Origin of the sequence: Gardnerella nova, from assembly GCF_049244055.1 — a bacterium.
Taxonomy (GTDB): Bacteria; Actinomycetota; Actinomycetes; order Actinomycetales; family Bifidobacteriaceae; genus Bifidobacterium; species Bifidobacterium vaginale_H.
Map to the genome: position 1 here is coordinate 57,489 of NZ_CP058369.1, position 12,220 is coordinate 69,708.

General features: G+C 51.1%; 9 protein-coding genes. 8 read left to right on the forward strand and 1 reads right to left on the reverse strand.

The window, feature by feature from the left end; all coding sequences use genetic code 11:
* The first annotated feature begins 3 nt into the window (after window positions 1-3).
* A complete protein-coding gene (gene fni, locus HXT56_RS00260) occupies window positions 4-2,718 on the forward strand; it encodes a type 2 isopentenyl-diphosphate Delta-isomerase (protein ID WP_421778131.1) in 2,715 nt (904 codons plus the stop codon).
* Window positions 2,719-2,839: 121 nt separating this feature from the next.
* Window positions 2,840-3,034 (forward strand): 50S ribosomal protein L28, encoded by a 195-nt coding sequence (rpmB, locus tag HXT56_RS00265; protein ID WP_004105392.1) that lies wholly within the window; start codon window positions 2,840-2,842, stop codon window positions 3,032-3,034.
* Window positions 3,035-3,251: 217 nt separating this feature from the next.
* Here the strand turns inward: rpmB and HXT56_RS00270 are convergent, their stop codons facing one another.
* Window positions 3,252-3,515: a hypothetical protein gene (locus tag HXT56_RS00270; RefSeq protein WP_421778132.1), complete on the reverse strand. Its 264-nt coding sequence runs from the start codon at window positions 3,513-3,515 to the stop codon at window positions 3,252-3,254.
* 394 nt (window positions 3,516-3,909) lie between these two features.
* Here HXT56_RS00270 and HXT56_RS00275 point away from each other — a divergent pair, with 394 nt between their 5' ends.
* The 6 genes from HXT56_RS00275 to rsmD all read left to right on the forward strand — a co-directional run bounded on the left by HXT56_RS00275 (window position 3,910) and on the right by rsmD (window position 12,013).
* Window positions 3,910-6,396, forward strand: coding sequence for an ATP-dependent DNA helicase RecG (locus HXT56_RS00275; protein ID WP_421778133.1), 2,487 nt, complete (start codon window positions 3,910-3,912; stop codon window positions 6,394-6,396).
* Window positions 6,397-6,549: 153 nt separating this feature from the next.
* Window positions 6,550-7,698, forward strand: a complete 1,149-nt coding sequence (locus tag HXT56_RS00280) for a PfkB family carbohydrate kinase (protein ID WP_116712117.1) — start codon at window positions 6,550-6,552, stop codon at window positions 7,696-7,698.
* Window positions 7,699-8,458: 760 nt separating this feature from the next.
* Window positions 8,459-9,397: a nucleoside hydrolase gene (locus HXT56_RS00285; protein ID WP_116712119.1), complete on the forward strand. Its 939-nt coding sequence runs from the start codon at window positions 8,459-8,461 to the stop codon at window positions 9,395-9,397.
* Between the two features lie 132 nt (window positions 9,398-9,529).
* Window positions 9,530-10,954: an MFS transporter gene (locus tag HXT56_RS00290; protein ID WP_421778134.1), complete on the forward strand. Its 1,425-nt coding sequence runs from the start codon at window positions 9,530-9,532 to the stop codon at window positions 10,952-10,954.
* 18 nt (window positions 10,955-10,972) lie between these two features.
* The gene (locus HXT56_RS00295) at window positions 10,973-11,281 is read left to right on the forward strand and encodes a hypothetical protein (RefSeq protein WP_421778135.1); all 309 of its coding nucleotides are present in this window, start codon (window positions 10,973-10,975) and stop codon (window positions 11,279-11,281) included.
* Window positions 11,282-11,428: 147 nt separating this feature from the next.
* Entirely contained in the window at window positions 11,429-12,013 is a 585-nt protein-coding gene (gene rsmD / locus HXT56_RS00300) for a 16S rRNA (guanine(966)-N(2))-methyltransferase RsmD (RefSeq protein WP_421778136.1), read from the forward strand.
* The last annotated feature ends 207 nt before the right edge of the window (window positions 12,014-12,220 follow it).

Here is a 12,220-nt window from a genome sequence, read left to right on the forward strand (position 1 = left end):
ATTATGACTACAGTGCAGGCGAGCGCTCCGGGAAAGTTGTATATTGCGGGCGAATATGCGGTGGTTGACGGCGCTGCGGCGATTGCGGTGGCGGTGAACCGTTACGTAACAATTACTATAGAAGACGAAAATTTGCAATTAACTACCACTCCTCGCAAAAATTATTACGGAATAATCACCTCTAAAAACGAAAAATATAAGCCGCTTCTGTGGACTCGCTCACTTACTCAAGCTATCGCCATACTCGACGACGAACACGACGCAAGCACCTACTCTGGCGCGCTTACCGACGCAACTCCTGGCACGGAAGCCGAGCGTTCAGCCAAATACTACGCGTACGTGCTCGCCGCCATGCGCGTTGTGGACGCCTACGCTCGCGAATGTAACGCGCCAAATATGGAGCGTCGTTTGTACAATCTGCACGTCGACAGCGAACTCGACGATGCGAAATCGGGGCGAAAGTACGGGCTTGGTTCCTCTGCTGCGGTGACGGTTGCGACGGTGCGTGCGCTGTGCGAATGGTATGGTTTGAGCGTTTCTACGCCGACGATCGCTAAGTTGGCGTTGATTGTGTCGTCGACGGTTGCGAAGTCCGGTTCCGGCGGCGACGTGGCGGCGAGCGCGTACGGCGGGTGGATTATGTACCGCGCGTACAACCGCGAGTGGCTTGGGGCTGAGTTGACGCTGGTTGAGTCGGGGGAATCCAGTTTTAGTAAGTTGTTGCGCAAAAAATGGCCGCGCTTGGAGGTGAGGCGACTTAACGTGTCGCCGTCGCTAAAGTTGCTGGTTGGTTGGACTGGTTCGCCGGCTTCGAGCGCGGAGCTGGTGAGTAGCGTGGAAAGTGGCGTGGGAAGTAGCGTAGGAAGTGGCGCTGCAGAAATGCAACTTTCTGTACAAACGCAACCTTCGCGTCAAACGCAACCTTCGCGTCAAACGCAACCTTCGCGTCAAACGTTACCTTTTACTTACGAAGATTTTTGCGCGTGTAGCGAGGCTTGCGTTCAGCGTTTAATAATTACTTTGGAATCGTACGATTTGTTGGGAATTGCCCGCGGTTTTGCCTGCAATCGTCAGCTTTTGAATGATTTAGGTGCGCTCACCGGCACGACTATTGAAACGCTGCAATTGACGGAACTTATTGAAAGTGCCACAAACGTTGGTTTGCCGGCGAAAACAAGCGGAGCCGGCGGTGGTGACTGCGGAATTGCTGTGGTGAGTGTAGACGATACGGATCGTGCCGACTTTGTGAAATCGCGTTGGAAAGAGAAAAAAATACAGCCCTTGAACTTAAAAATTGCAAAAATTACGGGAACTGGTAAATCTTCCGAAAATATTGTACTTAAGTGCGCGTGTGACTTTGGTGCCGCAAATCGCCTGAGGATGAAGAAACTTAAGGCAAGAACCAAGGACGTGTGGCGGAACCAGGCTGGTTTGACGTCTGGTTTGACGTCTGATTTGAACTTTGACGACATTCGTTTTGACGACATTCGACTTCCTAAAGCGGGAGATTCGATTACAGCGGCGGCGTTCGCAACGTCTGCAACGTCTGCAAAGTTCGCAACGTCTGCAACGTCTGGCGAGACTCCGAAAGTTGAGCGTAGCGTTGGCGAGGCGTCGCTTATTACGCAACGCCGAAAAAACGAGCATATTGCCCTCGCAACTGAGCAATATCAAGCGCAAGCCGATGCAGGATTTGATGCAGTGCGGCTTATGCCGAACGCGTTGCCGCAGATTGCGTTGGAGGAAGTTGACGCTAGCGTACGCGTGCTCAACGTCGGCGGAAATAGCGTCGGTGGGAATAGTGCTGGCGAAAACAACGCTAAATGGCGCTCGCCGCTGTACATTAACGCCATGACCGGCGGAAGTGCGGCAGCGCAAGAAATAAACGCACAACTCGCGCGCGTCGCGGCAAAAACTGGAGTCGCAATGGCAAGCGGGTCCTTAAGTGCCGCCCTTCGTGACGCAACTTTGCGCGATACGTTCAGCGTGATTCGAAGCGAAAATCCGCATGGCTTCGTGATGGCGAACGTGAGCGCGGGAACGAGTTCTGACGATGCGCTGCGAGCCGTCAGCATGCTGCAAGCAAACGCGCTGCAGGTGCATTTGAACGCGGCTCAGGAGCTGGTTATGCCGGAAGGTGACCGCGATTTTCGCGATTGGTTGCACAATATTGAGCGAATTGTGCGCGCGTGCGAAGCGGAGCGAGTGCCGGTTATTGTGAAGGAAACCGGTTGTGGTATGACGGCTCGAGATGTTTTGCGTTTGCGCGATGTTGGCGTGCGAACGGTGGACGTGTCCGGGCGCGGCGGCACGAATTTCGTGGCTATTGAGAACGCTCGTCGCGCGCGTGGTGCGAATGTGCTTGGTGCGCGTGGTGCGAATATGCTTGGCAACTACGATTATTTGGCTAATTGGGGTCTTACTACCGTTGAATCGTTGCGTGATATTCGCAATTGCGAGGCGCTTAAGTCTGATCCGGTGGAAATTTTCGCGAGCGGTGGCGTTCGCACGCCGCTAGATGTGGTGCGCGCGCTTGCGTTGGGTGCGTCAGCAGTGGGTGTTGCCGGCGAGTTTTTGCACACGCTTGTGCACGAAGGTGAGGACGCACTTGCGCAACAAATTACGGAATGGCAGGAGCAGATTCGCGTAATTATGGCGCTGCTCGGTTGCACTACGGTTGCGGATTTGCAAACGAATGTGAACATTCAATTGTCTTAGTGAGTGATATACTTGTGTAGTTGTGCATTCAGGCATGCTCATTTGTTTATGCGATGTGCGTGAGTAATTTGTGTGGTTGAATGACGCAAGACTTGCAAGTCAAAGAAAATAGGAGTCCATTATGGCAGCTCGTTGCGCAGTATGTGGCAAGGGACCGCAGACCGGTTTCAGTGTTTCACATTCGCATATCCGCAATAAGCGCACCTTCCGCCCGAACCTTCAGCCGGTTCGCACCACCATTGATGGCGAGAATGTTCGCCTTCGTGTGTGCGTAAAATGCATTAAGGCTGGCAAGGTTCAGCGCGTTGAAGCGTGAATCGCGTATTAATTGCGTTGAATGGTAAAGGCCCTGAGCGATGCTCGGGGCTTTTTTGTATTCGCAGATTCTCCGGCAAATGTTCCATAAAAGCGCGAAAGTAGCTACAAAACCCGGAAAAACTCCGGCAAATGTTCCAAAAAACGGCCAAAACGCTCGCACGGATTGCGACGCGCTCGCTACGAAACTCGCGTTGGAAGTCCCCCGGACTTCCAACTTAAGCGAGTTTCCGCTCCGAGTTGCTTTCGCGCGCTAAATCGCAGCGCTCAAGCAGGTCGTCGCGCAAACCCCGGAGATTTTCCGGCAAATGTTCCATAATGTGGCTGATGTAGCTACAAAACCCGGAGAAAAAACTCCGGCAAATGTTCCATAAAACGGCCAAAACAGCAACAAATGCCGGAGAAAAAACTCCGGCAAATGTTCCATAAAACGGCCAAAACAGCAACAAATGCCGGAGAAAAAACTCCGGCAAATGTTCCATAAAACGGCCAAAACGCTCTCGCGGATTGCGACGCGCTCGCTTACGAAACTCGCGTTGGAAGTCCCCCGGACTTCCAACTTAAGCGAGTTTTCGCTTTGAAGGAGCTTGAAATCCCAATGATTTCAAGCTCGGTCAAAGCGCTCGCGCAGCGCGCTAACTGCACGCGGGTCTGAAGAACGGGATTATGGGACACTAATGCAGCGCGTAATCTGCACTGGTGTCCCAAAACGGGTGAAATGAGACCCTAACGCAGCGCGCTAACTGCACGCGGGTCTGAAGAACGGGATTATGAGACACTAATGCAGCGCGTAATCTGCACTAGTGTCCCAAAATAGGTGAAATGAGACACTAATGCAGCGCGCAGAACGCTACGCTCAGGCAGGTCGGAGCGCCAATGACTTATAATCTAGGTATGCCAAATATGCCTACGAATTCAGCTCAAATGCACACCGCGCTTGCTTCAATAATCAGCAATAAGCGTCGCGTCTCAGCGCTGAAATCGCTCGGCATCACCACTGTAGAAGACGCGCTTACTTACTACCCGTTTAGGGTCACAAATCCCCTGAAAGTCGCGCGTCTTCGCGATATCCGTATCGGCGAAGAAGTGGTGTTTTACGCACAAGTTCAGTCAATTAACGTTGTACCAATGAACGCTCGCCGCGGATCGAGGCTCGAAATCAACGTTGTACAAAATCAGTGTGACGTGGCTCAACTTATTTATTTTGCAAACAACCGTCAGTATCTTCAGTGGCTTTCTGCAAAGCTGCACGTAGGCGCAATGATAGTCGTGGGGGGTATGTCGAGTGCGTTTAATGGACGTTTGCAATTTACGCACCCTCGGATTGTGACAGTGGTTGCGGAGGAAGTAAGTAGTAACGTTGCGCAATCCGACGATACCGTTCGCAGCGTTGAGGAAGGTTTGGCGCGTTTGAGTGCGCCGCAGCCTATTTATCACGCCAACTCGCGCATTTCCAGCGAGCGTATTCACGAAACCATACTCGACATACTTTCGCTAATGCAGCCCGCGGAATCTTTGCCAACCCCAACCACAACTCCCACCCCAGCCCACCTTTCAATTCCCGACATTCTCCCCGAATCGGTGCGCACCAAACGCAATCTTATGACCCGCGCGCAAGCCATATACGCCGTGCACCATCCGCAATCAACCGAGGAATTCCACAAAGCTTTGGCAACTTTGCGCTACGAAGAAGCGTTTATTTCGCAAATAGCGGTGTTGCAATCGCGCGAAAATGTGAAAAATAATCGAGCAATTACGTGCGATAATTCCGAATTGCGGCAACAGTTCGTAGCGAGTCTCCCGTTTGCGCTTACGCACGGTCAGCAGGAAGTAATTGACGAAATTGTAGGGAATATGCGCGAGTCGCGTCCTATGCGTCGCCTGTTGCAGGGTGAAGTTGGCTCCGGCAAAACGGTGGTGGCTCTTGCGGCCATGCTTGAGGCCGTGGGATCGGGGTATCAGACGGTGTTGGTGGCGCCAACGCAAGTGCTCGCAGCTCAGCACGCCGAAAATTTGCGGCAGATGGTTGCTCGCGCGAATATCGACGTTCCGGTTGTTGTGGTGACGGGCGGCATGAAACTTGCGGAACGTAGGCGCGCGCTCGCGAGTGTGGCGAGTGGGGAGCCGGCGTTGATTGTGGCCACACACGCTGCGTTTTCTTCGAGTTTTAAGCCGACTCGTTTAGCGTTGGTGGTGATTGATGAGCAGCATCGTTTTGGGGTTGAGCAGCGAAATGTGCTGATGCGCAACGTGAGCGTAAAGGCGCGCGACGTGAGCGTAACTTCACGCAACGCAAGCGTAAGTGTAACTTCGCACGACGTCGAGTGTACGGAATATACCCCGCATCTTTTGGTGATGACAGCGACGCCAATTCCGCGCTCGGCTGCTATGACTTGGTTTGGTGACCTTGACGTTTCGTATTTAACGGAGCTTCCGGGAGGTAGAAAGCCGATTCGCACGTTTGTTGTGCAGGAAAGTGACGCGCGCACTATGGCGAGCATGTTTGCGCATATTCGTACGCGTATTGATGCGGGGGAGCGTGCGTACGTGGTTTGTGCGCATATTGAGGATGATGCTGGCGGTGACGGCGAGTCTGAAGAAGCTGAGGGCTTTGACGATATTGCGCGCTCGCTGAACTATTCGCAGCTTCCGCAATCTTCCAACTATTCGCAATCTCCCAACTATCCGCAATCTCCTAACTATCCGCAATCTCCCCAGCTTAATGAAACCCCAAACGCTCCTATTCGTAAGCTGCACACGGTTACGGGAATTATTAAGCGTCTTTCCGCACTTCCGCAGTTCAAAGGTATTAAATTTGCTCAGCTCACCGGCCGTGACGACGACAACACTAAGCGCGAAACTATGGAACGGTTTATGCGCGGCGATGTGCAGGTGTTGGTGTCTACAACCGTGATTGAGGTAGGCGTGGATGTGCCACAAGCGAGTTGCATTGTTATTTTTGATGCTGATCGTTTTGGTTTGGCACAATTGCACCAATTGCGTGGTCGCGTTGGTCGCGGCGGCACGCAGTCGTGGGCGTTTTTGGTTGCGCAAACCGAGGCTGCTAGCGTTGCTCAGGAGCGTTTGCAGGTGGTTGAACGTTCGTTGGACGGTGCGGTGATTGCGCAGAAGGATTTGGAATTGCGTAATGTTGGCGACGTTTTGGGAAGTAGTCAATCTGGGGGACATTCGAGTTTGAAGTTGCTTCGGGTGGTTCAGGATGCGCAGGTGATTGTGCAGGCGCGCGACGATGCGAAGGAGACGTTGCGTAATTGCGGAGTGAGTCTTGATTCGCTGCCGTATCTTGCGGGAGCTGTGCTGGACTTTACGCGTGGAGGAAGTGCGCAAATCGTAAGTAATTAGGATTGTTGCGTATAAAAGTGCGCAAAAAAGATAACAAAGATAACAAAATAACAAAAAAATAAAGAAAATTTATAAATTTACGTGCATATTATGAGATTTGTGAATATTCTAGAAAGTAGAGGTTTTAACAATCGCACTAGAGAGTAGGCGACCATGACTGAACGCGAACAGCAAATCTTGGCTTGGATTCAACAAAACCCGATGATTAGCCAGCAGGAGCTTGCTAATTTAGCGGGAATTACGCGTTCTGGAGTGGCGGCTCATATTTCTAATCTCATTCGCAAAGGCTACTTGCGCGGCAAAGGATATATTGTGACGCCGCCAAGTTACGTCACTGTTGTCGGCGGCATCAGCATGGACGTGCTGGGAATTGCGTGCGGCGATTTGATGGACTACACGTCTAATGCTTCCCGCGTGCGCTACATGCTCGGCGGCGTGGGGCGCAATATTGCGGTCGCGTTGGAGCGGCTTAATTTGCGCACGAGCATGGTTTCGGTGTACGGCGGTGACCATAACGGTGAGCTTTTCAGGATTGATGCTGCGGCTAATGGTCTCGATATTGGTTATGCGAAGCAGCTTCCGGATGCTATGACAGCATCCTACATGTACGTTGGTGATGCTTCAGGGCAGCGTTTGCTTGCGTTGGATGACATGAGTATTTACGATCACATGACACCAGATTTTCTGCGCGAGCGCATGTCGATTATTGAAAATGCGGATATTTTGGTGCTGGATACTAATATTCCGCAAAGGTCGATTGAATGGTTGTGCGATAGGTATCGTAGGCCTATTGTGATGCGTGCTATTACTGACGCTAAGGCTTCGCGAGTGCTTTCCAGACTGAGTTGTATTGATACGCTGATTTTGGATACGGCTGAGTCGCAGGCTTTGACTGGTATTTCGGCTGTTGACGAACGTTCTGCTATGCGTTGCGCGAGCGCGCTGCTTAAGCGCGGGGTAAAGCATGTGTTTGTGAACGCGGGGCGTGCTGGTGTCGCTTATGGTGTTGCCGAGGAAGGTGTGGCGTTTTATCCTGTGCAGGTTAAGCGTATGCAGCGTATGATGCTGGCTCGTGGCAATGGTAACGACGGTGTGCGAGCTGTTGGTAATGATAATGGTTCGAGCGATGTGGCTACTGCTGCGTTGATTTATGCTCGTTACAATGATTTTGATTCCTCTAAGACGGGGCGTTTTGCGGTTGCGGCGGCTGCTTTGAATACGGAGTCTGTGCAGCCGGTGCATGAGTCGTTCACACCTGAGTTGGTGTTGGAGCGCATGAAGAATATTCACGAGCGCGCGTAGATTAAGCGCTTGCTTTTGCGCGACGACCTGCTTTCGCGCTGCGATTTAGCGCGCGTTAGTTTCTTTACAACGCTGTAAAGTCACTGTCGCTTTTTGGGTAGATTTCGTTAGTTTCTTTACAACGCTGTAAAGGGACTGTCGTGTCGCCTAAGCCACCTCTTGCTTCCCAGTTATATTCCGACATTTCCTTTACACTCATGTAAAGTAACTGTCGTTTTTTAGCGTGATTTCGTTAGTTTCTTTACAACGCTGTAAAGTCACTGTCACTTTTTAGCGAGATTTCGTTAGTTTCTTTACAACGCTGTAAAGTCACTGTCGCGTTGCCTAAGCCACCTCTTGCTTCCCAGTTATATTCCGACATTTCCTTTACACTCATGTAAAGTAACTGTCGCTTTTTGCTGAGATTTCGTTAGTTTCTATACGTGACTGTAAAGTCACTGTCGCTTTTTGGGGAGATCCCGTTAGTTTCTTTACACGCTTGTAAAGGGAAAATCGTTTTTTATGGAACATTTGCCGGAGAATTTCCGGAGCTCGCGCAGTACGTTTTCTAATTAATTACGCAATATTATTGCGTCAAATTTAAGCCCTGCTATACTTGTAAATGGTCATTTGTTTACTTATATAAACAAATGTCAGTTTTGGTGGGTATTGCTTTTACGCAAGCTTTACGCAAGCTAGTCGTAACCAACCTTACGCAAAGGAATATTCCACTAAACGCATGTTGTTATATAAGAAGTTAGTTATATACAAAGGAGTAGCGATGACTTCAATTATTCTCGATTGTGATCCTGGTCACGACGACGCCATGGCCATTGTGCTAGCGCTTGGCAATCCTAATATTGATTTGCTTGGTGTCACCACCGTTGGCGGCAACCAAAGCCTCGAAAAAGTCACGTATAACGCGCGCGCAACGCTCGAAATGGCGCACGCAACCAACATTCCAGTACACGCCGGCTGCGATCGCCCTATGATTCGTCCGCTGGAAGTTGCGGCTGCGGTGCACGGCGAAACCGGCTTGGACGGCGTCACCCTTCCAAAACCTACGCGCCCACTCGACGAAGGCCACGCAGTCAACTGGATTATCGACACCATTATGAGCCACGAACCTGGCACAATTACGCTGGTACCAACCGGCCCACTCACCAATATTGCTATGGCAGTGCGCATGGAGCCGCGAATCGTGAGCCGCGTGAAAGAAGTTGTGCTCATGGGCGGCGGATACCACGTCGGAAATTGGAGCGCAGTGGCTGAATTCAATATTAAGACGGATCCGGAAGCCGCGCACGTGGTGTTCAACGAGCCGTGGCCTATTACCATGGTCGGCCTTGATCTGACGCACCAGGCGCTTTGCACACCGGCTGTGCAGGAAAAGATTAACGCAATCGGCACCCCGTTGGCAACGTTCGCCAGTGGTTTAATGGACTTCTTCCGCAAAGCCTACCAGAACAATCAGGACTTTATTGATCCGCCTGTGCACGATCCTTGCACCGTGGCCTATTTGATTGACCACAGCGTTGTGAGCACGCGTCGTTGCCCTGTAGACGTTGAGATTAAGGGCGATTTGACGCTTGGTATGACGGTTGCGGATTTGCGTGGACCGGAGCCTTCCGCGGAGGAGTGCCATACGCAAGTTGCTACGAAGCTTGATTTTGACAAGTTCTGGGATTTGATTATTGACGCGCTTAAGCGTATCGGCTGATACGAATGTTACTAAACGTAGCTATTAAACGTAAGTTACTAAACGTATCCTTTAATTAATCAAATTAATAAAGCAAATAAATTAATCAAATTAAGCCTTTAAATTTATACAAAATTTGATACGGAGGTTATTATGACTGAGGTTTCATCTCCGACGCCTTCCATGTTAGACAAAGGCGGTCGCTCCATTGTGGCGCTGATGACAGCGCTTCTGGTTGCCATTTTTGCGTTCCAGCTCAACGCTTCTATGCTGTCACCTGCACTGGCAACAATGACGAAAGAGCTTCACACAACCGATACGCAAATTGGCTTAACGCAAACGGTATTCTTCACCGCAGCCGCGCTATTCTCACTGTTTTTGCCTCGCTTAGCCGACTTAGTTGGCCGCAAAAAGGTGCTTATTGGAATACTTATTTCCACGATTGCGGGCTGCGTTGTTTCTGCCCTTGCGCCTGACGTAACCGTTCTTATGATCGGCCGCATTTTGCAAGGTGCCTCCGGACCTGTGGTGCCAATGTGCCTGATTATGCTGCGCGTGCGTGTTAGCGAAGAAAAGCGTTACGCAAAGCTGATGGCAATTTTGACATCCGTAAACGGCGGTATTGCAGGCGTTGACGCGTTACTTGGCGGCTGGCTTGCAGGAAAATACGGTTTCCGCTCGGTATTCTGGACGATGGCTGGTATTGCTGTTGTTGCAGTTCTTATGATTATTTTCGCTGCGGAAGAATCGCATGCGGACGATACTCCACGAATGGATTGGCTTGGCGTTATAACGCTCGGCATTGCGTTCTTGGCTGCCTACCTTGCTATTAACGAAATCGACAAGCTCGCCGCAGCAAACTGGACCATGGTCGCAGGGCTTGTGGTTGTGGCTGTTGTGTTCTTCGTTGTGTTCTGGAAGATTGAGGGCAATAGTGCGGCTCCGCTGGTTTCTACGCATTACATGAAGCAGCGCCGTACGTGGGGCTTGCTTTCCTGCACGCTTTTGACGATGACTGGCGTGTTCGCTTTGATGAACGGCGTGGTGCCGCAGTTGGCTCAGGATACTAAGTTTGGTGCGCACTTGGGTGCAGACGTGGTGAGCTTCGCAACGCTTACGCCTTACGCAATTATTGGCTTACTGTTTGGACCGGTTGCTGGCATGTTGGCGGCAAAGTTTGGGTACCGTTTGGTGCTCCGCGCTGGCATTTTGGTAAGTATTATTGGCGTGCTTTTTGGCATTTATGTTGCCGGAGTGCCATCCGTTTGGGCGCTGGTTGTGCTTTCTCTCGCCTTGGGCGTTAGCTACGCTGGCGTTGCGAACATTATGCTTAACGGCCTTGGTATTGTGCTTTCGCCAAAGGATAATCCAGGTTACTTGCCGGGTATGAACGCGGGCGCGTTTAACTTGGGTGCTGGCTTGAGTTTCGCGATTCTTTACGCTGTGATGACGAATGTTGCTGGAACTAATGGCGCAACAGGCGGATACATGGCTTCTATGGTTGCTGGAATCGTTCTTCTCGTGCTTGCGTTTGCTTGCTCCTTCTTGATTCCAAATCCTGAAGAGGTAAATAAGTAAAGGTAAGTAGGGTTGTTTTTGACTGCAAACGCCGGGGAATTTTCTCCGGCGTTTGTTGTTGTTTTGGCTGTTTTTTGGAACATTTGCGGGAGTTTTTTCTCCGGAAAATGTTGCTGTTTTGGTGGTTTTTTGGAACATTTGCGGGAGTTTTTTCTCCGGAAAATGTTGCTGTTTTGCTGGTTTTTTGGAACATTTGCGGGAGTTTTTTCTCCGGAAAATGTTGCTGTTTTGCTGGTTTTTTGGAACATTTGCGGGAAAATTCCCGGCGTTTGCGCGATGAACTGCTTGAGCGCTGCATTGTGCGCGCGAAAGCAACTCGGAGCGTGAGCTTGCTCAAGTTGAAAGCACGATATGCTTTCAACGCAAGCTCAATAGCGAGCGCGTTACCCGCGCGAGCTTAAGTGTTGATTTGTAACATTTGCCGGAAAATGCGCGGCATTTATTTCCGTTTGAGGCTGCAGCTAAGCTAGAAGTATGCATATTATTGCCGGACGTTTCAAATCTTTGCCACTTACTTCAGCGCAGTCTTGTACAAGGCCGACCACGGATCGCACGAAAGAAGCCATATTTTCGAGGCTTGATTCGTGGAATGTGTGCGGCGACGCGCGCGTGCTTGACTTATTCGCCGGCACGGGTGCGCTCGGAGTTGAGGCGCTATCTCGTGGAGCGCGCGAGCTGGTGTCGGTTGAGGCAAACGCTCAGGCGGCGGCTCTTATACTTCGTACGGCGAAGGTTTTGCAGGGTGCGAAAGCGTGGGATAGTGCGCTTTCGATGCGCGTGGTTCGTAAGCGCGCGGAGCAGTTTGTGGCGGATTATAGTGGGGAAGCGTTCGATTTGGTGTTTATTGATCCGCCGTATGCTTACGAGACCGCGGATTGTGAGAAGCTGCTTGCTTCAATGGTTGAGCATGGTGTTGCGAATGCGGCGGTTGATACGCTGATTGTGTTGGAGCGTAGCGCGCGCAGCGTTTTGCCGGCGATTCCTGAGGGTTGGGAGCTGTTCGATACGCGCAATTACGGCGAAACTGCCGTGTTGTTTATTCAGCCTTCTCGCGACTAATTTATTTTCCGGCGTTTGCGCGACGACCTGCTTGAGCGCTGCGATTTAGCGCGCGAAGGCAACTCGGAGCGGGAACTCGCTTAAGTTGGAAGTCCGGGGGACTTCCAACGCGAGTTGCGTAAGCGATTATAATCCGAGTTTGCGCGTTAGTTTCTTTACACCCGTGTAAAGTCGCTGTCGCTTTTTGGCGAGATTCCGTTATTTTCT

Coding starts and splice junctions, on each gene's coding strand:
- fni (WP_421778131.1), top strand. CDS start 4: ATGACTACAGTGCAGGCGAGCGCTCCGGGAAAGTTGTATATTGCGGGC.
- rpmB (WP_004105392.1), top strand. CDS start 2,840: ATGGCAGCTCGTTGCGCAGTATGTGGCAAGGGACCGCAGACCGGTTTC.
- HXT56_RS00270 (WP_421778132.1), bottom strand. CDS start 3,515: ATGGAACATTTGCCGGAGTTTTTTCTCCGGCATTTGTTGCTGTTTTGG.
- HXT56_RS00275 (WP_421778133.1), top strand. CDS start 3,910: ATGACTTATAATCTAGGTATGCCAAATATGCCTACGAATTCAGCTCAA.
- HXT56_RS00280 (WP_116712117.1), top strand. CDS start 6,550: ATGACTGAACGCGAACAGCAAATCTTGGCTTGGATTCAACAAAACCCG.
- HXT56_RS00285 (WP_116712119.1), top strand. CDS start 8,459: ATGACTTCAATTATTCTCGATTGTGATCCTGGTCACGACGACGCCATG.
- HXT56_RS00290 (WP_421778134.1), top strand. CDS start 9,530: ATGACTGAGGTTTCATCTCCGACGCCTTCCATGTTAGACAAAGGCGGT.
- rsmD (WP_421778136.1), top strand. CDS start 11,429: ATGCATATTATTGCCGGACGTTTCAAATCTTTGCCACTTACTTCAGCG.